Source organism: Nonomuraea sp. NPDC000554 (assembly GCF_040300065.1).
Classification (GTDB): Bacteria; Actinomycetota; Actinomycetes; order Streptosporangiales; family Streptosporangiaceae; genus Nonomuraea.
On record NZ_JBEPDC010000040.1, the window covers coordinates 1 to 22,876 of the forward strand.

Genomic DNA, 22,876 nt, shown 5'->3' on the forward strand with positions numbered 1-22,876 from the left:
AGACCCACTACCCCCGGAATGGACGCCGCAATACACCGGCACCCAAAGCCCCACCCTCCGCTGGCAACCATGACCGGCCCACAGCACATCCCCGAGCAAGCCGGCATCGATGACGCTGCCGCCCCGGCTCCCTGATACGGGCTGGTCGCCACGGACAAGGCACGCCCCCCGACAACACGATCATGATCAGGAGGAACGATTGATGAACCAGGACATGTGGGAGGGCCTCACCCCTGAGGCCTGGACTCTCAGGGAGACCTGCGAGATTGTCGCCGAGTGGTACGAGGACGGCGTGGCGAACCTGCCCGTGATTCCGACGACCCTCAGACTCGCCGCCAACGAGCGGGTGCTGGTGATCGGCGAATGCCAGCTGTGGGAGTTCAGCGGCCTGGGCGACGGCAGCTACCGGCGTGCCGGCTTCAGCGACGGCATCGGCGTCAGCAAGGCGTCCGACCTTGCGTGGAACCAATTCAGCGTAGCCATGATCAACTCCATGCGGGCGAAAAGAGCCAAGGCCGACGCCGCACCTCGCTGGCGCCCACTGACCGGCGCGGCAGTGGTCACCATCACGAACTTCCAGTTCAGCCTCGACAGGCGCGATGGAAACCCGCCGACGAGCTACCCCTACACAGCCCTGTCCTCCATCAATCTCGTCGGTACCACCGACTTCCACATGACCTATACAGGGCAGTCGGGGGCGGGCGTGACACGGATGTTGCGGAGCAGGTGGTCGCCGCTGATCTTCGCTTTCGCGGTGTGGCAGTTCCCGTCCCACCCTCTCCTGCTCAACGGCCAGTGGCTGCCGTTCGGGCTCGAGGAGTACCTGGAAGGGCAGGGCAAGCCGTGCCGTCCTGCCAGGCAGGTGCTCCAACAGGCCATGGCAAGAAGACGCGGTTGAGCCCGCTCGCGGACGTGACGTCCCTCCGAGCGCCGCGTCCGCCTCTCGCACGAAGCGGCGGCGACTTTCGGCATCCTGGACGAGCCGGGCGTGCAGCGCTTTGACCGCTCCCTGGGCGCCTGAGGGGGCGACGCCCAGGGGGAGGGAGCGGCGTTCTGCGTGCGGGTAGGCGACCGTGATCAGCGGATTTCGCGGAGGGTGACGCCGCCGGAGTCGCGCACCTGCTCGCTCCAGCGGCCGTTCTCACTCCACCGGAGCTTGCGCTGAGGGCCTTGCCGCCAGCCAGGTTCGTGCATGCCGTCCCCTATCGGGTGGCTTCGTCGGCGGAGGTGACTGCCTGGTCGAGGTCGCGTTGTGCGACGGCCGAGTTGCTGACCTTGGCGACGGCGCGTGACTGGTTCAGGCCATAGTTGTTGTTCCACCAGATACGGCCGACCCCCATGATGTAGCCGTCAGTGATGTGCAGCGTGGCGATGTCACTGCGCCCCTTGCTCCATCCGCCGACAGCGGTGGACTGCAGTTGCCCGTTGCAGACGCCGCGCGTCTGACTGGGGCGTGCGCAGTGCTTGAGCTGGATGGTCATGTGCTTGGAATATCCCCACGTCTGGTTGGTGGAGTTGAGGAAGGCGCAGGCGGTGGCGGACCTGGCGTCATAGAAGACGTGGATGTACGCGGCTGTATCGCCTCCTTGGATCTTCACGGGGGTGTGCACGATCGGAGTCCCTCCGCACGGGGATGTCGAGGCGGCTGAGGCGGGGACCGGTACGGCCAGCAACGCGGCGGTGGTGAGCGCGGCGGCGACGGCTGAAAGCATGGTTCCTCCTAATGATCTGGCCCGTAGGGCCGACGGGATGAGAATGTTGATCAATGGCCTATCGCGTCTCGCACACGACGCCTTCCGAGACGCCGTAGAGGGCGCGTTCCGCATGAGACAGGTCCCTGCTCGCTCTGGCACAGACCGCCTTCAGCGCCCGGTCGAGATCGAGCGGGTAGGCGTGCACACCGCCGCTGGAATCCACGCTGCGCAGCGTCCTGCCCCCGTCTCCGAACGCCACGGCCAGCACGTCACCGTCGTGCCGGAACGCCGGCCCGATCGCTGTCCCGGTGGCGATGTCCCAGAGCCTGACGGCGTTGTCGTAACCGCCGGTGGCGAGCAACTTGCCGTCCCCGGTGAATGCGGCCGTGCTGATCCAGTCCTCGGTATGGCCCCGCATGACCGGCCCGGCAGTCCGCCGCGACTGCGGATCCCAGAGGACCACGGAGCCGTCGGCGACGCGCAACAGCGCGTGCTTGCCGTCAGGGGTGAATCCCATGCTCTCCGTGGAGTAGCCGGGCATGCGGAAGCCCTGGGTCGGCTGCCCTTGACAGGTCGACTTCGACGCGGTGAGTGCCACGACGCATACCCCGTCGTCGGGGTGGCCGACGACGATGTTCGCGCCATCGGGTGCGAAGGCCAGGGTCTCGGCGTAGATGTCTTTCACCACATGGGTTTCGCGGCCCGTACGGGTGTCCCACACGTGGACGCTGAGGCCGTTGACCGGCGAACCGTCGTCCACGACGGCGACGGCTGCCGCAAGGGACGTGCCGTCCGCGGAGAAGTCCATGGCCAGGATGTCGCCGCTGCCGGCGGCGGGACTGTCCGACCCGGACCGGTCGTGGGCGAGCGTGTACGTGGCGATGACCCGCCAGGTTGTCGTGTTGATCAGGACGACCTCGGCACCGTCGCCGTTGACCGCGAGCAATCGTCCGTCCGGCGAAAAGCGCAATGGTGGCAGGTAGAGACCGTTGATGGCGGCGGTGAAATCCGGAGAGACCCACGGCTGCCTGAATTCGTGAATCAGCCGTCCTGAGCCGGCGTCCACGACCCGGAGCGCTTTGTCGTTCATGACGGCGAGAAGGCCCCCGTCAGGGCTGAAAGCGGCTGATGTCACCGAACCGATGCGCGCAGTGGCGCGGGTGAGAGGCATGGCGTCCACCGTGCGGAGCTCGCCGTCGCTCATCATCGTCAGCAGGTCACCGCCGGATGTGAAGGCGATCGAGGAGCCGACCGGGTGCTCGAAGGTCTGCAGCACCTCCATCGGCCGCCACCCCTCCTCCTCCCTCGGATTCGGCATGGTGGGGGAGTGCTTGAGGCTGGAGGTTCGGCCCCAGATGACGACCTGCCCGCAGTCTTCGCCGGCAAGGATCTTCGCCGAAGGATCGAAGACCAGCTGCTCTGGCCAGCACTCGTTGGAGCCCGAGTTCATCACTGGCGTCTCGTGCAACGGGAAGGCGGCACGGCCTACCCGTCGGCCCAGCACCCCGCTGGTGACGGTCCACACGTCCACGAAATACGTTCGGGGATCTCCGTCGACGCTGGTGTAGTCCCGCTGTACGGCGAGCAGCCGCCCATCCGGACTGAGCTGTGCGAATCGTGGCACATCGGACCCGCCTGCCCGAGCCTGCGATACGACCCGCCCGGTGCCCGCGTCCGCGACGCCGACCGACGACCCGGATGTGCAACCCACCAGGGTGCCGGCATGCCGTGGCCCCGCGAACACCGCCGGCTTGCCGCACGTGGCCTGGCGCAGCAGCCGGCCGTGGGCGTCAAATCTCAGATCGTTGCGATCCAGCACCCCGTCGCGCCATACAACGGATCGCCCGACCCGCTTGCCGTCCACAGTGCTGTGGATGGTCACGGTGGGTCCGTAGTTGCAGTACTCGTCCTTGCACTCGGCCGTGGCCAGATATCGCCGGTCGGCAGAGAGGAACGCGACACGCACCTTGATCTCGCGCTCGACACCCGGAACGCGGGCGAGCGCCCGCCCGGTGATCCCGTCGCTGATCACGGCGGCGCCATCCTTGATCTCGACGATCGACCTGCCATCCTGGCCCAGTCCTACGGCCTGGGTGGTCCGGCGGACCAGGCTGGGCTGCGCCAGGGATCCGATCAGGGCCTTCCTGGTGTCGGGAAGATCGGTCGTGGTGGCGGCCGCCGCGCTGAGCAGCAGGGCGGCTGTGGGATCCGACTCTCGCAAGGTCTCCGACCTGGCTGCCAGCTGCCGGGCCACGGCCTCATCGCGTTGGCGCTCGAACGCACGGCGGTTGACCTCCATCAGCCCCGCGAAGGTCGCGCTGGCGACGAGGAGCACAGTCAGCACCACGGAGATCAAGCGGCGACGCCGTAACCGGCGTTGCGTCAAGCTCGCGCTACTCGCCAAGAACGCGCGCTCAACAGGCGTCAGTTCCAGGCGGCGGCGAGCGGTGGCCGCCCAGGTGGTCGCTTGTTCGAGCGCTGCTCCCTGGTAGAGGTCGCTTTCCCGGCGACCGTGCAGGTCCCAAGCGCGCGCGGCTTCGCGCAGCCGCTGGTAGGTGGACAGGCCAGGACCCTCATCGGCGATCAGGTCTCTAAGCCGGGGCCATGCTTGGACAAGCGCGAAGTTGGCCAGCGACACGTGGCCGTCGCGCACGTGCAGCACACCGCTGTCAGCCAGCGCGTTCATGGCCGGTTCGATCGTGGTGCCGCCCAGCTCGTTCGGATCGACGCTGCCCACGGAGCCATCTGCATGCACGATGCGGAGCAAGAGCTGATCGGCCGCCCCCTGCTCTTCGGGGGACAGCGTGTCGAATGCGCGCTCGGCGTGCTCGCCAAGGTGCGGATCGACTGCTTCGCCGTGCATCTCGGCAGCGACTCGGCTACCTGCCTGGAGCAGGCTGCCGTCGCCCACCGCTTCGAGCAGGCCGAGCAGCACCTCGCGTGCGGTGGGCCGAGCCTCGGGGTCCTTGGCCAGCGTGGCGGAGACCAGGCCCTTCAGCGGCTCTTCCAGCGCGCTCAGATCGATGTCCTTGCGGAGCACGTCGAATATGGCTGCGGCGACGTGCTGCCGGGCGAACGGCGCCGTGCCGGTGGCGGCGAAAACGACGACCGAGCCCCAGGCGAACATGTCTGCCGCAGGCGTGGGCATGCCGCCCGAAAACAGCTCGGGCGGCATGTATCCGGGCGTGCCCATGATGCCGCGCAGCGTGGTCAGCGAGTTGTCGACGATGCGGGCGATGCCGAAGTCGATGACCCGTGGTCCGTCCGGACCCAGAAGTACGTTGTCCGGCTTGAGGTCGCAGTGGGCCACGCCCGCGTCGTGGATGGCGGCCACCGCGGTGACGATCCCGATCGCGAGCCTGCGCAGGGCCCCTCCTGAGTAGGGGCCGTTGCGAGTGACGGCCTCGCGAAGGCTTGGCCCGTCGACGTACTCGCTGACGATGTACGGCTGCGTCCCGTCGAACTGGGCGTCCAGGATGCGTGCCGTGCAGAAGGGTGCCACCCGGCGTGCTGCCGCCACCTCCTTGGCAACGGGCCTGCCCAGCCCGGCCTCCTCGTGCAGCACTTTGACCGCCACCCGCTCGCCGGCCTTGCCGTACGCCTCGTAGACCACGGCCTGCCCACCGCTGCCCAGACGGCGCGCGATGGCATAGTCGCCGATTCGCTGAGGATCGCTCATGGTCCATAGAGATCCCATGCGCGGGTTCGAGGGGCAACCTGTGAGGTTCAAGGATGGCGGTGGTGGAAGCCGCCGAGGTGCATGCGGATCTCGGCCGGCCGCAGGCGTGCGCCTAGACTCTGCGGAGCTGTGAACTTGTGCCACGACGGAGTTGCCGATGCCCTCGAAACTGAAGCTGACGGCGATCAACCTCGACTGCCCCGATCCCAGGGCGCTGGCCGCGTTCTATCAGCAGGCCACCGGGCTCGAACTCGCCCCCGGGTCCGGTGACGACTTCGTCGGACTCATCCGCGAGGACGGGCTCTGGATCGGCTTCCAGCGGGTCGATGACTACCAGGCGCCGCGCTGGCCCGACCAGAGGGTGCCACAGCAGTTCCACCTCGACTTCGCAGTCGACGACCTTGATGAGGCCGAGGCCCTGGTGCTGGCGTTGGGCGCGGCCAAGCCCGAGTTCCAGCCGGGCGGCGACCGGTGGCGGGTCTTCACCGACCCTGCCGGGCACCCCTTCTGCCTGGCCAGAGGCTGACGTCCGAAGCCGCCGCCCGCAGGTCCTACGGGGCTGCCACTCAGGAAGGCCGCGCCCATCGGCCGATGAGCGCCGTGCTTCACAGGCCGTGGTTTGTCGGCTTTCTGGCAGCTGGCGAGGGCGGGCTACGCCTGCGATGGGGAAGCTGTGACGAAACGGCGGTGAGCGGCGCGGGCCGCTACCTCTCCCACGTGGGGGAGCGCCGCCAGCCAGGCCGCCCCGCCTGCTCCGTCCTGGGCGGTCAGCACCTCGCCTTCCCCCAGCAGTTCCCGTACGGCCGAGCGGACAGGCCCGTGGCTGGTCAGGACGCTGCCCGCCAGGACGATGGGGCCGTCGCGGTGGACCCGTGCGGCGGTGGTGGCGAGGTGTTGCGCCGCCTGCCGCACGATGGAGCGCGCGGCCGGGTCGCCGAGCAGGGCTGCTCGCCCGGTCAGCGGTGCGGCCGCGGCCACGGTCATCCGGTCGGCCTGGGCGTGCCGGACGATCTGGTCGGCCATGCGGCGTGGTGTACCCGACACCCCGTAGTGCCGGACGACCAGCGCCGCCAGCGGCCCCAGGCTCGCGGGGGATCCTGCGGCGTCCAGGGCGTGGACGGAGCTGCGCACGGCGGCGTGGCCGATCCAGAAGCCGCTGCCCTCGTCGCCCAGGAGCCAGCCGAGCCCGTCGGCGACGGCGTCGACCTGCCGTCCGACCATCCGGGCGGCGGCCGCGCCGGTGCCGGACAGCAGCAGCGTGCCATGGGGGGATGGCGTGCCCGCGGCGTAGGCGACGTCCACGTCGCCGAGCATGCGGGGAGCGTGGGGCAGGCCCTCCGAGGTCCAGAGGCGGGCGAGGACATCGGCGAACCCGTCGTCGGCTCCGGACACTCCTGCCACCGTGGCGGCCACGGCGGAGGGGGCGAGGCCGTCGAGCGCGGCGCGGAGCGCGGCGTTGATGGCGGAGGCCGCGGCGGCGCGGCCGTGGGCGGCGGGGTTGCCGGAGCCGGCCGTGCCGTACCCGACGCGTTCGCCGGAGGCGGTGTGCACAGCGACGCGGGTGGACGTGCCGCCCGCGTCGACTCCCGCGAAGAGCATCAGGCCGCCGTGCGCAGCAGCCGCGCGGCGCCCGGCGCCAGGGGGAAGGTGGGGGAGCACGGCTGGTAGGAGCCGGTGGCGGGGTCGAAGACCGCGATGGAGCCGACGCCCAGGGTGACCTCGGTGGGGGAGGAGTGGCCGGCGTTGCAGACGAACAGGTGCCGCGGGCCGTACCGGCCGACGACGGCGTCGCCGGCCAGCACGAGGCCGTCCGCCACGGGCTGGGCGCCCGCGGGGACGGGGCCGGTGTGGCCGGCCGAAACCCACGGCAGGCGCGCCAGCTCCGCGCCCACGGGACGCAGCCAGCGGCGGTTCAGCTCACGCACGGCGGCGTAGCGCGGGGTGGGGACGCCGTCGCCGGACAGGAGCGCGGGCTGGAAGCCTTCGCCGCGCGCCGGGTCCGGTGTCCAGTACGTGAAGTACTGGATGCCGGTGTAGCCGTACGCGAGCGCGGTGTTGACCTGCCAGGCGATCTCGGCGGCGCTCGGCGTGCGGTGGTTGTCGTATCCGAGAGTCTGGACGTACATCCACGCGGGGATCCCGGCGCGCAGCGCGTGCGCGCGGACCAGGGCGAGATCGGCGAAGTAGCCCTCGTCCTCGCCGGAGGACAGGAACGGATAGCGATCGAAGGACAGCAGTGACGGCTTCACCGCGTCCACGAAGGAGCCGACGTAGGCGTCATAGGACCCGACATGGTGGCCGGGAAAGAGGTTCACGTAGGCGAGGTGGCCGCGAGAGCGCACGGCGGAGACGCCGCTCGCCAGCCGTTCGAAGCGGTCGGGATACGGCTCGTCCATGAGACTGACCCCGCGGAACGACCGGTGCCCCGCGTAGTCGTCGATCACCTTGCCGATCAGCGTGTCGATCTGCTCGTCGCAGGCGGGGTCGAGGTCGCGCATGAGGACGTCCACGCGCGGGTCGGACGCCACGAGCACGCCGAGCCCGGCCTCGTCGGCGCAGGTCAGCGCGTGCCTCAGGATGGTGGTGTCGTTGAGGTAGTTGCCGGTGATGATCAGGTCGATCCCGGCCTCGGCGATCTCGCGGTAGCGCGCCTCGGTCGTCTGGTGCGGGGGCGGCGGCCAGAAGGCCGCGATCGTGAAGGTCACAGCGCACCGATCCTGATCCGGCCGGCGTACTGGGCCTGGAGGGCTTCGTTGTGCGCGTCGGCGCCGGGAGTGTTGGCTGACAGGTAGGTGGGCGGGACCGTTCCAGCGGCACTGAGCAGGCCGATCGCCTCGGCGACCATGAGCTGTACGGCCAGCGCCGACGTGATCGAGGAGATGCCGCAGACCGGCCCGTGCTCGGTCTCCAGCACGGCGTCGCCGTACGGGGCGAGGTTGTCGATCACGACGTCGGCCAGTTCGAACAGCCGCAGGCCCGACGGATGCCGCGAGGTGATCATGCTGGTGTGCGCGAGCGACGTGATCGCGATGAGCGGCAGCGAGCGCTTCTTGACCAGCCTGGCCATCTCCACGGTCGAGCCGTTGCCGCCAGAGTTGGAGGCGATCACGAAGGCGTCGGCGGGCTCGATCGTGTGCAGGGCCAGAACCTGGTGTGCGGTGTCCGGATCGCGCTCGGCCAAGGGGTCGACAGCACCGGGATCCGCACCGCCGAGCACCACGGGGTCGCGCAGGGTGAGCCGGTTGGTCGGGATGAGCCCGCCGGCCCGTCCCGCCACCTCCAGCGCCGCCGCCTCGGAGTGTCCGGTGCCGTAGGCGTGGATCACCCCTCCCGCCCGTACGGCGTCGGCGATCAACGCGCCCGCCCGCCTGATGGCGGGTAGCTGGGTGTCCACCAACTCAGCCACGCGTTCTCCGACGATGTCGGTGAACGCCATCACAAGATCCACAAATTGCTCCTCAACGGTTCATGCCGGCGGTGAGTCCGGCGACGATCTGGCGCGTGGCGAGGACGAAGAGGACGACCAGCGGGATCGTCGTCATCACGAGTCCGGCGAAGAGCGTCCCCCAGTCGTTCTGGAACTCGCCGAAGAAGTGGGTGAGGCCGACGGAAAGGGTCAGCTTGGTCTCGTCGCGCATCAGGACGAGCGGGTAGAAGAAGTCATTCCACAAGGGCACGAACTGGAAGACGACCACGGTCGCCACCGCCGGCCGTACCAGGGGCAGCATCACGTGCCAGAACGTCGCGAACGGCCCTGCGCCGTCCAGCGAGGCGGCCTCGTCGAGCTCGTGCGGAAGCTGGCGGAAGAACGCGGTGAGCACGAAGACGTTGAACGGAATCGACCCGGCCGCGTAGACGAGGATCAGGCCCACCAGCGAGTCGACCAGGCCGAGGCTCTCCAGCAGGTAGAGCAGCGGCAGCACACCGAGATGCGCGGGCAGTGTCATCCCGGAGATGAAGTAGGCGGTGAACAGGCTGCGCCCGCCGAAGACGCTGCGCCCCAGCGGATAGGCGGCCAGCAGCGACACCACCGCGCCGAGCAGGACCGCCGAGACGACGACGATGACGGAGTTGACGACGTAGGTGGAGAATGAGGCCTCTGTCCACGCCTTGACGTAGTTGCCCAGCGGTAACCCGTTGGGCAGGCCGAGCGGGTCGTCGAAGATCTCGCTGGTCTGGCGGAACGAGCTGAGCACCATGACGAACAGCGGCGTCATGGACAGCACGGCGTACCCCCACAGGAGCGCCTTGATCGAGAGCGCCTTCACGACCTCCTCCTCAGGACGCGTTCGAGCAGGAGGGTCGAGCCGAAGATGAAGGTGAACATGAAGACCGCCAGGGCCGAGGAGGTACCGAGGGCGTTGACGTCGCCCGAGGCGAACGCCGCCCGGTAGAACAGCAGGCCGAGCACGTCGGTCGCGCCGGCAGGGGCGCCGTTGGACCCGCCGAGGGCGTAGATGAGGGCGAAGGTGTTCATGCTGCCGATGAAGCTGAGGATGGTGATCGTGGCCATCGCCGGGCGCAGCAGCGGCAGCGTGATGTGCCGGAAGACCTCCCAGGCGGTCGCCCCGTCGGTCCTGGCCGCCTCGCCGTACTCCTGGGGGATGCCGCCGAGGGCGGCGCTGAAGAGCAGCATCGGGAAGCCGACCCACTGCCAGGAGGTGATCAGGATGACGGTCGGCAGCGCGGTCGACGGGTCGCCGAGCCACGGCATGGCCAGCCCCGCCGGCCGCAGCAGCGCGTTGACCGGCCCGAACGTCGGGCTGAGCAGCAGCGTCCACAGATAGCCGATGACCAGCGGGTTGACCAGGTACGGCAGCGCGAACATGGTCTGCAGCGCCCGTTTGCCCCGCCGTACCCGCGACAGGGCGAGGGCGAAGGCGAGACCGAGCGTGTTCTGCACGAGCATCGTCCCGGCGAACAGCAGGGCGTTGTGGCCGAGCGCCGCCAGGAGTTGGTTCAGGAACTCCCCGGTGAGCAGCCCCGCATAGTTGGCGAAGCCGACGAAGGTGTCGCGCAGCGTGCCCTTCCAGGAGAACACGCTGTAGGTCAGGCCGGTGAAGAGCGGATAGACGACGAAGAGGGAGTACAGCACGAAGGCGGGGATCAGGAACAGGTAGGACGATCCCCGCCGGGTGATCAGAGCCATGTGGAAACGCTCTTGTCGAGCTGCGCGGCCGCCTCCTGGGCGGTGATCCTGCCCAGGAGCATCTCCTGCAGTGACTTGGAGAACACGGCCTGCGAGGAGGGGTTGCCGTAGGCGAACTCGTTCATGAAGTAGGCGGCGCCGTGCTGCCCGAATCCGCTGGCGACCTCGTTGAGCAGGGCGTCCTTGGGCTTGACGCCCGGCACGGCGGAGAAGATACGCAGGGTGTCGGTGTAGAGCTGGCCGTAGTCCTTGGTGGCCAGCCACGCCGCGAACTTCAGCGCCTCGGCCTTGTGCCTGGTCTTGACGTTGATGCCGTAGGAGCCGTCGGTGAAGCCGGGCATGAGGCCCGGGCCCTTCTGGGCCGGCGGGGTGAAGACGCCCAGGTCGACGTCCTTGGCGTTCTCGCCGAAGAAGTTGAGCTCCCACAGGCCGCCGGGGAACATCGCCGCCTTGCCGGAGGAGAACAGGATCTGCGCGTCGGTGTAGGAGACGCCCGCCACGTCGTCGGGGAAGTACGGCTTGAGCTTGTTGAGCTTGTCGATGCCCGCCACGAAGGCCGGGTCGGTGAACTTCTTCTGCTTGGCCTTGACCGCCTTGAGGAAGTCGTCGCCGCCCCAGTCGGCGGTGCCGAAGATGCCGGCCACGATGGGCAGCATCCAGTCGTCCTTGCCGCCGAACGCGAACGGGACGACCTTCTTGGCCTTCAACTTCTCGGCGGCCGCGATCATGTCGTCCCACGTCTGCGGTGGGGTGATGCCGTTGTCGGCGAAGATCTTCTTGTTGTAGATCACCTGGAGGGTCTGGATGGCGAACGGCACGCCGTACACCTTGCCGTCCTTGTCGCCCTTGGCGGCGCGCAGGACGCCTTCGTCGAAGTCCTTCAGACCTGGTACGTCGCTCGTCTCCAGCGGCATCAGCCTGCCCGCCTCGACGAGCGGCTGCAGGTTGGCGCCCGCGCGCAGCCAGGCCAGGTCGGGGCCGCTGTCTCCGGCGAGGCCCGTGGACAGGATCGTGTCGTACTCGGTGGCGGTGGTGAAGGAGCGGGCGTCGATGTCGACGCCGGGGTTGAGCTTCTCGTACTCGGCGAACATCTTGTCGTAGTTCGCCTCGGGTCCCCATCCCCAGACGGAAAGGGTGATCTTGTCGGTCTGCTTGGCGGCGGTGCTGCTTGGGGCGCACGCGGTGACGGCGAGGAGGAGGGCGGCCGTGAGGGGGGCCAGTCGCATGGGGGGGCTCCTGGGGTCAGCGTTGGGGCAGGCGGTGCTTGGCGACCGCTTCCGTGGCGGCGGTCAGCAGGTGGGCGCTGGTCTGGTGGGTGCGCTGGACCACGCCGATGTAGAGGCAGTCCAGGACGAGCATCTGGGTGTGACGGGCGGCCACGCCGCCGGCGCGGAAGGGGGTGTCCTGTGCGGCGGTGGTCAGCACGATGTCGGCAGCCTCGGCGAGCGGGCTGCGGGGGAAGTTGGTGAGCGCGATCGTGGTGGCGCCGCGCTGTTTGGCGATGGTCAGGGGCTCGACGACCTCGGCCGTGGTACCCGAGTGGGAGATGCCGATCGCCACGTCGCGGTGGTCGCGCGCGTTGGCGCTGCAGACGGCGCTGTGCACGTCGGTCCACAGGGCGCAGGGCCTGCCGATGGCGTGCAGCCTGAGGTGGAGATCCATGGCGACGCCCCCGCTGCCTGAGACGGCGAAGAAGTCGGTGAACCTGGCCCTGACCAGTGCGTTGACGGCGCGGTCCACGGCCGCGAGATCGAGCTGGGCCGCCGTCTCCTCCATGGCGCGGATGTCGCTGGTCAGCAGGCTGCGCAGCACCATGCTCGCGGGGTCGTCCGGCGAGAAGGCGATGAGCGCCGTGTCGTGCGTCGTCGCCTTGGTACGTCCGAGCTCCGCCGCCAGCGCCAGCCTGAGCTCTGGGTAGCCCGCCAGGCCCAGCTCGCGGCAGAAGCGGGTGATCGTGGTCAGCGAGGTGGCGCAGCGTTCGGCCAGCTCGGTGATGGTGGAGGCGGCCACGGTCGCCGGGTCGGCGAGGATCGTCTCGCCGACGCGCTGTTGTGCCGCGGTCAGGGTGGGCTCGATCCCGCGGATGCGAGCGAGGATCCCCGTGGCGGTAGGTGAATTATTCTCAGCTGGCGCGGCCATGCGAGGAAATTTCCCCTACATGCACCTTTCATGTCAAGAGTTCACCTGCAAGGCCGCCTGTGCTATGTGAATGATTCACCGAATGGATCTCGGGCGACGTGAGTCTTTACTTTTCCGGGCGCCCCTGTCTACGCTCCCCCGGGACGAACCCCTCCCGAAGGGACGCACATGCGCAACCTTCTCGCCGCGCTCGTGCTCGGCGGCACCGCACTGCTTCCGGCCAGGGCCGACGCGGTCGACATCCAGTTACTCGCGATCAACGACTTCCACTCCGGCTTCCCCTCCAGCTTCGGCATGACCCCGTCCGGCCCGGTGGAGGCCGGGGGCGCCGAGTACCTGGCCGCTCACCTCGACCGCCTGCAGAAGGAGAACCCGGACGGCACACTGCGGCTGTCCGCCGGGGACAACATCTCCTCCAGCACGCTCAACGCCACCGCGATCCACGACGAGGCCGGAATCGCGGCCCTGTCGAAGATGCGCCTGGACGCCTCCAGCCTCGGCAACCACGAGTTCGACGAGGGCCTGACGGAGCTGCGCCGCATGGAGAAGGGTGGCTGCCACCCCATCGACGGCTGCGCTCTCCCCGGCTTCAAGGGCGCGTCGTTCCCCTACCTGGGTGCCAACGTGGTCGACACCACGACGGGCAAGCCCGCTTTCGCGCCCTACATCGTCAAGGAGCTGAAAGGCGTCAAGGTCGGCGTCATCGGGCTCGACTACAAGAACGCGCTGCGCGAGGCCCCCGGCCCGACCACACCGCTGGACGTCGAGGACGAGGCCGAGACGGCCAACGCCTACGTCGCCGAGCTCAAGGCCAAGGGCGTGCGCACCATCGTCGTCCTGATCCACCAGGGTGGCGGGCAGAGCGGCGGCGGCCTGCCCAACCAGTGCAACAACCTGAGCGGTGCGATCAAGGACATCGTCGCCAAGCTCGACCCCGAGGTCGACGCGGTGATCTCCGGCCACACGCACAACCCCTACATCTGCACGATCAACGGCATCCCCGTCACGCAGACCTCGGGTCACACGCGCGAGCTCACCCGGATCAAGCTCACGATCGACCCCGCCACCGGCAATCCGACCTCGTCCGCGGCTGAGAACATCACCGTCACCCACGACATCAAGCCCGACGCGGAGATCGCCGCGCTGCGCCGCAAGGCGGACGAGATCGGCCAGCGCCTGCTTGATCGGCCCGTCGGCCTGCTCAGCCGCGACCTCACCCAGGTCAGGAACACCGCGGGCGAGTCCACGATCGGCCACGCCCTGGCCGACGCCCGGCTCTTCGCCACGTCACCGGCCGACAAGGGCGGCGCCCAGATCGCCATCCAGCCTCCGTACGGCGGAGGCATCGCCGGTGACCTTCTCGTCCAGCCGTACGGCAACAACATGCCGAACGTGGTCACCCACGGTCAGGCGCTGCGGGTGCAGCCGTTCAGCAACATGCTGGTCACCATGACCCTGACGGGAACCCAGGTGGAAAGGCTGCTGGAGCAGCAGTGGTGCGGCCAGGGCACCGCCCGCGTCCTCGGCGTGTCCAAGGGCCTCACCTACACCTACGACAACGCCAAGCCGGCCTGCGACAAGATCGACCCGGCGACCATCAAGCTCAACGGCGCCGTGGTCGACCCTGCCGGCAAGTACCGCCTGACGGCCAACTCCTTCATCGCCACCGGCGGCGACGGGTTCAGCGTCCTGACCGAGGGCACCGAGCGGGTGGAGAAGGTCCGCGACATCGAGGCGTTCGAGTCCTACATCCGCGCCAACAGCCCCCTGCAGGTGCCCGCGCTCGGACGCGTCTCCCGGCTGAACTGAGCGCTCCTGACCCGATGACGAGGGCGGTGCCACTGCCGCCCTCTCATCCGCCCTTGTCACGACCGCTATGGTCATCATCGGGCACCCCTGACGTCGTGGTTGGCCTGGGCTCGTCCGGCACAGGCTTCGACGCGCTGTTGGCTATGCGCCCGATGGGTTGTGGCCGGCCGCGTACACCCAGCCGTGCAGTCCGGACGCGAGCGGTACCAGGGCGCGCTGGTAGTCGTCGACCTCGTAGGCGTCAGCCGCGGTGAGCTCGTCCTCGGTGAGGCGGAGCGCGGTTCCGTCGACGACGTCGGCCGCGTCGCCGGTGGCTTCCAGGATCGGATGGTGCGTGGCGCCGCTGACCGCGATGACCTGCGGATCGGTGATTTCCACAGTGGACAGCCGGTAGCCGGGCAGGCGGTCGGGAGTGCCCGCGACCTCGCGTCCGAACACCGACAGCTGCACCTCCCGCTGGCGCAGCGTGCCGTAGGAGAACAGAACGACAGAGTGATCGACCATGTGGCCATCATTCCGGAGCGATGATCGCCGTTCTTGGGCGGGGTCGTCAGTACACGTCGCCGGGACGGGCCGGCGGAAGTGGTGGTGGGCTGGACGTACCCGGGAACGGCGGAGCGCTCGGCCGGCCCGATGACGTCGAACGCGCTCACCAGGCGAGCTGGTCGCCGAGCCGCAACCGCAGCCACAGCACCAGACGCTCGTCCGGGTCGGCGAGATCGAACCCGAAGATCTCCTCGGCGCGGGAAAGCCGGTACCGGATCGTGTTCGGGTGCACGGACAGCCGATGGGAGGCGGCCGCGATATCGCTGTTGGCGTCCAGGTAGGCGAGGATGGTGGACGCATAGGTGGTGCCGTGCTCGAGATCGTGGGCGCGGACCGCCGGCCCGAGCCTGCGGGGCAGCGCCTCGTGCGCGGCCAGTATCTGGGCCAGCGCGGACAGCGTCGCGCTGGCCCACACCTCGTCGATGGTGGCCACCTGGCACGGTTCCGGGTCACCCGGCCGGTCGGTGAGTGCGCGCAGGACGAGATCCGCGTCGGCCCGTGAGCTCGCGATCGAGCGCAGCCCCTGGACGAGCGAGCCGAGTCCGGCCTGGACGGGCACCCGCAGCGCACCGTGGGCTCGCCGGGCGATGTCGGCGACGAGTTCGCGGTGCGCGTTCGGCGAAGGCCCGCGCGGCAGCAGCGCATAGACCGTTCCGTCGATCAACGCACAGCCGCTCCTGCCGTAGTGGGCCTCGCAGTGCAGGCTCACCAAGTCGGCGAGCCGGGTGGCCGCGTGTGCCGCCATGACATCGTCGGCATCACTCGGGGTGACGGTGAACGCGGCCACCGCGACGGGCAGGTTCGGGTCCAGACCGAGCTGTGTGGCCACCGCGGTGACACTGCTCGGGTCGGCGAGCAGCCGCCGTAACAGGTCGGCGCGCCTGCGTCGCACGGCGTCGACCGCGGTACGGGCCGCGAGCAGGTGCAGCGAGACGATGTCCGCCACGTCGGCAAGGGCCTGTTCGGCAGCGGAGTCCAGGCCGTCCTCGGCATCGACGACCCAGATCGACCCCAGTTCCTCGCTTCCCGCGCGGACCGCGACACCGAGACGAGGAAGGCCGCCGGGAACGGCTGGGAACCGGCAGGTGCGCCCCACCTGGACGAGCGCGCGGTACTGCCCGTCGTAGTACGGCCCGTCCGGCACCTGGAGGCCGAGGATGCCCTGGCGGCGGCCCTCATCGATGGCCTGGCCGCGCAGAGTCGAGTACGCAAGGATGCGCCGGTGCGGATCCTCGATCACCGTGGCGCCTCCCACCATCCCCGCGATCGCGTTGGCCAAGGCGAAAAGATCGCCGATGGCCGGGGCGGCCGCGGCCCGCGCGAAACGCGCTGTGGAGGCGAGGGCTGAGGAGATCATGGCGTCCAGGTGGTGCCAGGCCACGGCCTCGTCGGCGGCGAGCAGCACGATTCCGGACCGCTGCGCGGCTTCCACCAGCTCGGTGACCGGCTCGCCGAACCTTTTCACCACCAGGCAGGTGTACCCGAGCTCGGCCGCCGAGGCGACGAGCTCCTTCGCCTGCGCTTCGGCCGTCCCTACGCCGACGGAGAGCAGGATCGCGTCCCTGACGGGTGGAAGCGGGGCTCGCCGCTCGAAGATGAGCACGCCCGAGACCGGTACCGGCCTTTCCGGCAGTACGGTCAACGGCCGCAGCAGCGAAGAGCCCAACGCATCGAGGACCTGTCCGAGATCGGGTACTCCGGTATCGAGCATCCTCACCTCATTAGCCAGTCTTACAAGACATTCGCGGAATCTCTGGACGGGCACGGAATGCACGCGGTCAGTACAGACGCGACGCTGTCAGCATGCACGTTCCAGCAAGCGTGCCGCGGGCAGCCTCTGCGACCGTACCCGCCCCGGCCCAGACGAGCGCAACCGAAACCGCCATGCGCGCCGCGGCCCGTGCGGGTGTCCGGATCCAGCCGGCCGAGGACCTCACCGACGCGTTCCAACTCGACGACGGCTGCCTGCCTGTTCCAGACCGACCGGGCAGCGGCGTGACCGGGGTTACGCCGCACGGTGAAAGGAGACATCATGCGAGGTAGGACGAGTGCTGTCGTGGCCTTGGCGGTCACGGCCTCTCTGGTGGCGGCGCCTGCCGCGTCCGCCACGACATCCCCATGTGACACCAAGCCCATCCAGACAGCGCTGAAGGCGCTGGAGAGTGTCGGCGCAGGGATCGCCGTGACGGTGCAGAGTCCGAGCTGCGGCGTCTGGAACGGCGGCGTCGGCCTCGCCGACCGCAGGACGGGCCGTAAGGTCGTCGGCAATGAGCACAGCCGTATCGGCAGCGATACCAAGACCTGGACGGCCACGGTCGTGCTCCAGCTCGTCGGCGAAGGCAAGATCAAGCTCGATGACACCGTCGACCACTACCTGCCCGGCCTCATCCGCACCAAGCGCTACGATGGGCGCAAGATCACGATCCGGCAGCTTCTGCAGCACACCAGTGGCCTGCCCGACTATCTGGACGCGCCGTTCTGGGACGACGAGGAGGCGCACCGCTGGGATCACATCGAGCCCTTACAGACGGTGCAGCAGGCGCTGCCTCTGCCCAAGCCCGACAGGGCTCCGTCGGGCTTCGCCTACGCCAACACCAACTACAACCTGGCCGGGCTGATCGTCACGAAGGTCACCGGTCGCAGCATCGGCACCGAGATCAACCAGCGGATCATCAAGCGCCTCGGGCTTCGTGAGACCTCCTGGCCTGGCGACCAGACCACGATCCCCAAGCCGGATCTGCGGAGCTACGTGAAGCAGTCCGGGACTCTGGTGGACAAGACGGAATGGAACACCTCAGAGGCCGACGCATCGGGTGAGCTGATCTCCACCGGTGCCGACGCGACCGCCTTCTGGACCGCGCTGATGACCGGGAAGCTGCTGGCCCCAGCCCAGCTCGCCGAGATGAAACAGACCATTCTGGACGACTATGGCAAGGACTACGGCCTGGGAATCGAGGGCTATCGGCCCGCCCCGGGCCTCGTCGCCTGGGGACACAGCGGCAGTATGGCCAGCGGCCACAAGTTCAGGAACGCTGTCACCGATGACGGCCAACGGGCCGTGACCCTGCTGATCGGCACGGACGCCTTCAACTCGGACGAGGTTGAATCCGTCATCGGCAATCTCATCCGCGACCTCCGCTGACCGGAACCTCCTTCACCGCCAGGAGGCGCGGCGCGCTCCCCCCGCAATCGCCTGATCGTGCCCTGGCTGTCAGGCGGTGCGCAGACGCTTTCCAAAGGAACCGACCTGTGCGCCTCGATGCGCCGATACTCGGCCAGGGGCCAAGGCGCTCGACGGGCACGCCAGGTATTCAGCGGCGTTCAGGTTCGCTTCAGCATGTGCTCGCGACAGTGCAGCCCCATGACCAACACCCGAGTGCCGCTCATCATCGCCGCGGCCCTATCCGCCTCACTCCTGGTGGCCCTCACCGGTTGCGCCTCGTCCGGAGGGCCCCAGCCATCGGCCGCGCCCTCCGCGCCCTCCGCCAACCAGCAGCGCCAGAGCCAGGCTCAGCTCGCCACCTGCATGAAGAGCAAGGGCTTCACCTACCATCCGATCGTCTCCCTGCCGGAGCTGCCGGAGGCCGTCAAGCAGGAGATGTCCGGCGATTACCCAGCGATGAAGACATATCGCAGCAAATACGGCTTCGGGCTCGCCGCCTCCTTCGTCTACCCCAACGACGGGGTCGGCCGGATGGCCCGCGTCATGGGCGCGGGCAACACCGGCGACGACCCCAACGCGAAGGTCATCGCCGGGCTGTCCAAGCCGCAGCAGGAGGCGTACTTCAAGGCGATGAACGCCTGCACGCTCGAAATGATCAACAAGGCCACCGGCAAGAAGCTGAAGTCGATGGAGGAGGCGTCCAAGGCCCAGAGCGAGATGGTGAAGCAGATCATCAGCCGCGAGATCGACGGCGATCCGAAGTTGGTGGAGCTGGCGAGCGCGTTCGCCGACTGCCTCAAGGGCAAGGGCTACCGGGTCTCCTCTCAGAGCCCCTCTCGCATCGTTGGCAGCACCGAGCAGCCGTTCATGACCGAGCTCGGCAAGCTCGGCCAGAACCCCACGGCCGACGAGGCGCGGCCCCTGCTGCAACGCGAGATCAAAGCGGCCCTGGACGACCTGGAGTGCGGCAAGGAGTTCTACGCCGTCTACCGGCCCAAGGCCAACGAGGTCTACGCCCGCGCCCAGCTCTTCCCCGGTCTGGCCATGGCCATGACCACCGAGCGATAGCGTGCGCAGATCCAGAGTGCTCGCCCTCATCGTGGCGGGAGTGCTGGTGATCGCGGGTGCGGGCTGGGTGGTCGGCTCCCGGCTGCGTTCCCCGGCCCACGAGGCGGCCGCGCGCCAACCGCCCAAGCCCTCCCTGGTCACCGCGCCGGTCGAGCGGCGCAAGCTCACCAGCACCGTCACGGTCAGCGGCACGCTCACGTACGGCTCTCCGCTGCCGGTCACGCTGGCCGGAATGGTCGGCGGAGCGAACGGCGGGGCCAACGGCACGCCGCAACGCGTCACCACGGCTCCCGATCCCGGGCCGATCCGCGAGGGCGACGTGCTGATGCAGGTCAACGGGCGGCCGGTCTTCGCCCTGCAGGGGAAGCGCCCGATGTACCGCCCGCTCGTGCCCGGCACCGAGGGCGACGACGTCAAGCAGCTCCAGCGTGCCTTGCGAGTGAAGACGACCGGCGTCTTCGACGCGGCCACCGTGGCGGCGGTGAAACGCTGGTACGCCAAGCGCGGCTACCGGGCGCAGGAACCCGACCTGGAATCCCGCAAGAGCCTGCAGCAGCTGCGCCAAGCCGTACAGACCGCGGAGGAGACCCTGGCGGCCGACCGCAAGGCTCTGGACGAGGGTCTCGACGTGCGGCCGCTCCGGCTCCGCCACGACAACGCCCGCCGTGACCTGCGGGAGGCCGAGAAGGCGCTGGCAGAGGCGCAGGAGATCACGCCCGAGCAGGAGACCCAGCTGGCCTCGTTGCAGCGTGCCGTACGAGCTGCCGAGGAGCAGGTCCTCGCGGCCGAGCAGGCGCTGGCGGAGGCCAGGAAACCGGCACCCACGCCGACCATGACCCCGGCTCCCACGCCCAGCGCGGTGGACACGAGCCTGCTGGAGATGAAGCTGGCCAACGCCCGGCAGGACCTCTACGACGCCCAGCAGGCGGTGGCCGCCTACGAGGAGCAGGTCCGCGTCGACCGGGACAAGCGGCTGGAGGAGCTGCGCAAGGCGGTACGCACCGCGAAGGAGGCCGAGGCCACCGCCGCCCAGGCGCTGAGCCGGGCCAGGAAGGTCTCGCCGCTGCGGCAGAAGGTCACGCACAGCACCGCCAATCTGGCCGATGCCCGGACCATGCTGGCCGAGTTCCGCAAGACCTACGGCGTGAGCGTGCCGGCAGGCGAGATCGTCTTCCTGCCGAAGCTGCCCGCCCGCATCGACAAGGCGGAGGTCAAGCCGGGCGGCACCATCGAGGGCAAGGTCGCCACCGTGACCAGCTCCACCTTCGCGGTCAGCGGGTCGGTCGAAGCCAAGGAGGCCAAGCTGCTGCGCTCCGGTCAGAAGGCGAGCATGGAGACCATGGACGGCACCCAGCTGCCCGCCACGCTGACCGCGACCGGTGAGGAGGCCCGCCAGACTCCGGAGGAGGGCAAGAACGGGCAGAAGGGCGAGTCGGACACCGGCTCGGTGCCCATCCTGCTCACGCCCGGCTCGGCCAAGGGGCTCAAGTCCCTGGTCGGCTCGCCGATGACGGTGCGGATCTCGGTCGGCTCGACCGACGGCGAGGTGCTGGCCGTCCCGGTGGCCGCTGTGATCACGTCCGCCGACGGCCGGCCGCGGGTCAGGGTCGCGCTGGACGCCGACCGTTCCCGCGAGGTCGAGGTGCGCACCGGGCTGACCGCCGACGGCGACGTGGAGGTCACACCGGCGCGCGCGGGCGAGCTCAAGGAGGGCGACCGGGTCGTGGTGAGCGATGCCTGAGCCCGTCATCGAGTTGAGCGGCGTCTGCCGCGACTTCCCCACCGATCCGCCGGTGCGCGCGCTGGCCGACGTGGACCTGCGCGTCGACCCGGGTGACTACGTCGCCATCGTCGGGCCGTCCGGCTCCGGCAAGTCCACCCTCCTCAACATCCTCGGACTGCTCGACCGGCCGACCTCCGGCTCCTACCGCCTCGATGGCGTCGAGACCACGGCGCTGCGCGACGGCGGGCGGACCCGGCTGCGCGGCACCCGCATCGGCTTCGTCTTCCAGTCCTTCCACCTGCTGTCCCACCGGACGGTCGTGGAGAACGTGATGCTGGCCGAGGTGTACGGCCCGCATCCGCGAAGCGGCCGGCGGGCACGGGCCGAGCAGGCGCTGGAGCAGGTGGGCCTGGGGCACCGTGTCGGCTTCGTCCCCGACCGGCTGTCGGGCGGCGAGCGCCAGCGCGTGGCCATCGCCCGCGCCCTGATGGCCAAGCCCGCCCTGCTGCTGTGCGACGAGCCGACCGGCAACCTCGACAGCCGCAACACCGAGGCCATCCTCGACCTGTTCAACGGCCTGCGCGCCGACGGCCTGACCATCCTGGTGATCACGCACGAGGACGAGGTGAGCGCCCGGGCCCAACGCCGGGTCCGGATCACTGACGGGGTGCTCCGTGAAGCTCCGTGACCTGTGGGCCGAGTCCCTGGCCGGGATGCTCGCCCGCCCGGTGCGCTCGGCGCTGACCACCCTCGGCACCGTCCTGGGCATCACCACGCTGGTGGTCACCCTGGGCATCGCGGCGACCGCGGGCAACCAGATCGTCGGCCGCTTCGACGAGCTGCTGGCCACCAGCATCACCGTCGAGGTGCCGCGCGGGGGCCACCACCCCCTGGTGTCCTGGGAGGCGGCCGGCGAACTGCGGCGCCTGCGCGGCGTGACGTCGGCGACGGCGCTGGCGCAGAACGACGGGAGCTCCAATCTCGTCGTGACCGCCAACAACCTGCTCGACCCGACCAGGGTGGCCGGGCAGACCCTCGCGGTCGTCGCGGCCACCCCCGACCTCCCGGCGACCACCCACGGCCGGATGCTGGCCGGACGCTTCTACGACGCCGGCCACGTCGCCCGCCGCGACCGCGTGGTCGTGCTGGGGGAGCAGGCCGCCGCCATGCTCGGCATCACCAGCCTGGAGCACGCGCCCGCCGTGTTCATCAAGGACCGCGCCTACACCGTCATCGGCATCATCGGCGGCCTTCGGCGCGAGCAGATCCTGGCCAGCGCGGTCCTCGTCCCGCCCGCGCTCGGCCCCGACTTCGGGCTGAAGGACGTCACCCGCGTCCTGGTCGCCACCCAGCTGGGCGCCGCCGAGCTGATCGCCCGCCAGGCGCCGCTCGCGCTCAGCCCCAACCGCAGCGGTGAACTGCAGGTGATCGCCCCGCCCAGCCCCAAGCGGGCGCGCGACGGCGCCCAGGACGACGTCAACGGCCTCTTCCTCGTCCTCGGCCTGGTCTCCCTGGTCGTCGGCGCGGTGGGCATCGCCAACGTCACCCTGGTCACCGTCATGGAGCGGGTCGCCGAGATCGGCCTGCGCCGCTCCCTGGGCGCGGCCCGCCGCCACATCGCCGCCCAGTTCCTGCTGGAATCCAGCCTGATCGGCCTGACCGGCGGGGTGATCGGGGCCAGCCTGGGCATGGTGGCCGTCGTCGCGGTGGCGGCCGTGCGTCAGTGGACCCCGGTCCTGGATGTACGGCTGGCGCTGGCCGCGCCCGTGGCGGGTGCGCTGGTGGGGCTCCTGGCGGGCCTGTATCCGGCGCTGCGCGCGGCCCGCATGGAACCGGTCGACGCACTGCGCTGAGCTTTGTGGCACGGCTGGCCGTGCCACAAAGCCCTCCTCGACAACATGATCCC

General features: G+C 69.5%; 19 protein-coding genes. 8 read left to right on the plus strand and 11 right to left on the minus strand.

Translation table 11 applies throughout. From position 1 onward, the window contains the following. Nucleotides 1–202: 202 nt before the first annotated feature. Entirely contained in the window at nt 203–898 is a 696-nt protein-coding gene (locus tag ABT294_RS45630; RefSeq protein WP_350812765.1) for a hypothetical protein, read from the plus strand. A gap of 304 nt (nt 899–1,202) precedes the next feature. On the opposite strand, the gene ABT294_RS45635 is transcribed toward ABT294_RS45630, so the two are convergent. Both ABT294_RS45635 and ABT294_RS45640 read right to left on the minus strand, forming a co-directional pair. Further along, a complete protein-coding gene (locus ABT294_RS45635; RefSeq protein WP_350812766.1) occupies nt 1,203–1,712 on the minus strand; it encodes a hypothetical protein in 510 nt (169 codons plus the stop codon). Between the two features lie 58 nt (nt 1,713–1,770). Continuing rightward, nucleotides 1,771–5,562, minus strand: coding sequence for a protein kinase domain-containing protein (locus ABT294_RS45640; RefSeq protein ID WP_350812767.1), 3,792 nt, complete (start codon nt 5,560–5,562; stop codon nt 1,771–1,773). Here ABT294_RS45640 and ABT294_RS45645 point away from each other — a divergent pair. Further along, nucleotides 5,531–5,899 carry a VOC family protein gene (locus ABT294_RS45645; RefSeq protein ID WP_350812768.1) on the plus strand — a complete coding sequence of 123 codons (369 nt, stop codon included), beginning with the start codon at nt 5,531–5,533 and terminating at the stop codon, nt 5,897–5,899. The genes ABT294_RS45640 and ABT294_RS45645 overlap by 32 nt on opposite strands. Before the next feature lie 125 nt (nt 5,900–6,024). Here the strand turns inward: ABT294_RS45645 and ABT294_RS45650 are convergent, their stop codons facing one another. From ABT294_RS45650 to ABT294_RS45680, 7 genes are read right to left on the minus strand one after another with little or no spacing between them, the layout of a single operon-like run. Beyond that, a complete protein-coding gene (locus tag ABT294_RS45650; protein WP_350812769.1) occupies nt 6,025–6,972 on the minus strand; it encodes an N-acetylglucosamine kinase in 948 nt (315 codons plus the stop codon). After that, entirely contained in the window at nt 6,972–8,078 is a 1,107-nt protein-coding gene (locus ABT294_RS45655; RefSeq protein ID WP_350812770.1) for a hypothetical protein, read from the minus strand. Before ABT294_RS45655 ends, ABT294_RS45650 begins: the two co-directional genes overlap by 1 nt. Then, complete coding sequence (locus ABT294_RS45660; protein ID WP_350812771.1) at nt 8,075–8,821, minus strand: sugar isomerase domain-containing protein; 747 nt, start codon at nt 8,819–8,821, stop codon at nt 8,075–8,077. The genes ABT294_RS45655 and ABT294_RS45660 overlap by 4 nt, the downstream gene beginning before the upstream one ends. Before the next feature lie 10 nt (nt 8,822–8,831). Next, the gene (locus ABT294_RS45665) at nt 8,832–9,641 is read right to left on the minus strand and encodes a carbohydrate ABC transporter permease (RefSeq protein ID WP_350812772.1); all 810 of its coding nucleotides are present in this window, start codon (nt 9,639–9,641) and stop codon (nt 8,832–8,834) included. Beyond that, nucleotides 9,638–10,522 carry a carbohydrate ABC transporter permease gene (locus ABT294_RS45670; protein WP_350812773.1) on the minus strand — a complete coding sequence of 295 codons (885 nt, stop codon included), beginning with the start codon at nt 10,520–10,522 and terminating at the stop codon, nt 9,638–9,640. The genes ABT294_RS45665 and ABT294_RS45670 overlap by 4 nt, the downstream gene beginning before the upstream one ends. Next, nucleotides 10,513–11,748: an ABC transporter substrate-binding protein gene (locus ABT294_RS45675; protein WP_350812774.1), complete on the minus strand. Its 1,236-nt coding sequence runs from the start codon at nt 11,746–11,748 to the stop codon at nt 10,513–10,515. The genes ABT294_RS45670 and ABT294_RS45675 overlap by 10 nt, the downstream gene beginning before the upstream one ends. 16 nt (nt 11,749–11,764) lie before the next feature. Then, nucleotides 11,765–12,661 carry a MurR/RpiR family transcriptional regulator gene (locus tag ABT294_RS45680; protein WP_350812775.1) on the minus strand — a complete coding sequence of 299 codons (897 nt, stop codon included), beginning with the start codon at nt 12,659–12,661 and terminating at the stop codon, nt 11,765–11,767. 168 nt (nt 12,662–12,829) lie between these two features. Between ABT294_RS45680 and ABT294_RS45685 the strand changes: the two genes are divergently transcribed. After that, entirely contained in the window at nt 12,830–14,470 is a 1,641-nt protein-coding gene (locus ABT294_RS45685) for a bifunctional metallophosphatase/5'-nucleotidase (RefSeq protein WP_350812776.1), read from the plus strand. A gap of 141 nt (nt 14,471–14,611) precedes the next feature. Here ABT294_RS45685 and ABT294_RS45690 read toward each other — a convergent pair whose 3' ends face one another. Both ABT294_RS45690 and ABT294_RS45695 read right to left on the minus strand, forming a co-directional pair. After that, on the minus strand, nt 14,612–14,974 hold the full coding sequence (locus ABT294_RS45690; protein ID WP_350812777.1) for a gamma-glutamylcyclotransferase family protein: 363 nt from the start codon (nt 14,972–14,974) through the stop codon (nt 14,612–14,614). A gap of 145 nt (nt 14,975–15,119) precedes the next feature. After that, nucleotides 15,120–16,727, minus strand: a complete 1,608-nt coding sequence (locus ABT294_RS45695) for a PucR family transcriptional regulator (RefSeq protein ID WP_350812778.1) — start codon at nt 16,725–16,727, stop codon at nt 15,120–15,122. Nucleotides 16,728–17,072: 345 nt separating this feature from the next. Here ABT294_RS45695 and ABT294_RS45700 point away from each other — a divergent pair, with 345 nt between their 5' ends. The 5 genes from ABT294_RS45700 to ABT294_RS45720 all read left to right on the plus strand — a co-directional run bounded on the left by ABT294_RS45700 (nt 17,073) and on the right by ABT294_RS45720 (nt 22,823). Beyond that, the gene (locus ABT294_RS45700) at nt 17,073–18,158 is read left to right on the plus strand and encodes a serine hydrolase domain-containing protein (RefSeq protein ID WP_350812779.1); all 1,086 of its coding nucleotides are present in this window, start codon (nt 17,073–17,075) and stop codon (nt 18,156–18,158) included. 219 nt (nt 18,159–18,377) lie between these two features. Beyond that, nucleotides 18,378–19,247 carry a hypothetical protein gene (locus ABT294_RS45705; protein ID WP_350812780.1) on the plus strand — a complete coding sequence of 290 codons (870 nt, stop codon included), beginning with the start codon at nt 18,378–18,380 and terminating at the stop codon, nt 19,245–19,247. A gap of 1 nt (nt 19,248) precedes the next feature. Then, on the plus strand, nt 19,249–20,988 hold the full coding sequence (locus tag ABT294_RS45710) for a peptidoglycan-binding protein (RefSeq protein WP_350812781.1): 1,740 nt from the start codon (nt 19,249–19,251) through the stop codon (nt 20,986–20,988). After that, nucleotides 20,981–21,658, plus strand: a complete 678-nt coding sequence (locus ABT294_RS45715; RefSeq protein WP_350812782.1) for an ABC transporter ATP-binding protein — start codon at nt 20,981–20,983, stop codon at nt 21,656–21,658. Before ABT294_RS45710 ends, ABT294_RS45715 begins: the two co-directional genes overlap by 8 nt. Further along, nucleotides 21,645–22,823: an ABC transporter permease gene (locus ABT294_RS45720; protein WP_350812783.1), complete on the plus strand. Its 1,179-nt coding sequence runs from the start codon at nt 21,645–21,647 to the stop codon at nt 22,821–22,823. The genes ABT294_RS45715 and ABT294_RS45720 overlap by 14 nt, the downstream gene beginning before the upstream one ends. Nucleotides 22,824–22,876: the final 53 nt, after the last annotated feature.

Coding starts and splice junctions, on each gene's coding strand:
- ABT294_RS45630 (WP_350812765.1), top strand. CDS start 203: ATGAACCAGGACATGTGGGAGGGCCTCACCCCTGAGGCCTGGACTCTC.
- ABT294_RS45670 (WP_350812773.1), bottom strand. CDS start 10,522: ATGGCTCTGATCACCCGGCGGGGATCGTCCTACCTGTTCCTGATCCCC.
- ABT294_RS45690 (WP_350812777.1), bottom strand. CDS start 14,974: ATGGTCGATCACTCTGTCGTTCTGTTCTCCTACGGCACGCTGCGCCAG.
- ABT294_RS45650 (WP_350812769.1), bottom strand. CDS start 6,972: ATGCTCTTCGCGGGAGTCGACGCGGGCGGCACGTCCACCCGCGTCGCT.
- ABT294_RS45675 (WP_350812774.1), bottom strand. CDS start 11,748: ATGCGACTGGCCCCCCTCACGGCCGCCCTCCTCCTCGCCGTCACCGCG.
- ABT294_RS45685 (WP_350812776.1), top strand. CDS start 12,830: ATGCGCAACCTTCTCGCCGCGCTCGTGCTCGGCGGCACCGCACTGCTT.
- ABT294_RS45695 (WP_350812778.1), bottom strand. CDS start 16,727: ATGCTCGATACCGGAGTACCCGATCTCGGACAGGTCCTCGATGCGTTG.
- ABT294_RS45680 (WP_350812775.1), bottom strand. CDS start 12,661: ATGGCCGCGCCAGCTGAGAATAATTCACCTACCGCCACGGGGATCCTC.
- ABT294_RS45715 (WP_350812782.1), top strand. CDS start 20,981: ATGCCTGAGCCCGTCATCGAGTTGAGCGGCGTCTGCCGCGACTTCCCC.
- ABT294_RS45705 (WP_350812780.1), top strand. CDS start 18,378: ATGACCAACACCCGAGTGCCGCTCATCATCGCCGCGGCCCTATCCGCC.
- ABT294_RS45645 (WP_350812768.1), top strand. CDS start 5,531: ATGCCCTCGAAACTGAAGCTGACGGCGATCAACCTCGACTGCCCCGAT.
- ABT294_RS45635 (WP_350812766.1), bottom strand. CDS start 1,712: ATGCTTTCAGCCGTCGCCGCCGCGCTCACCACCGCCGCGTTGCTGGCC.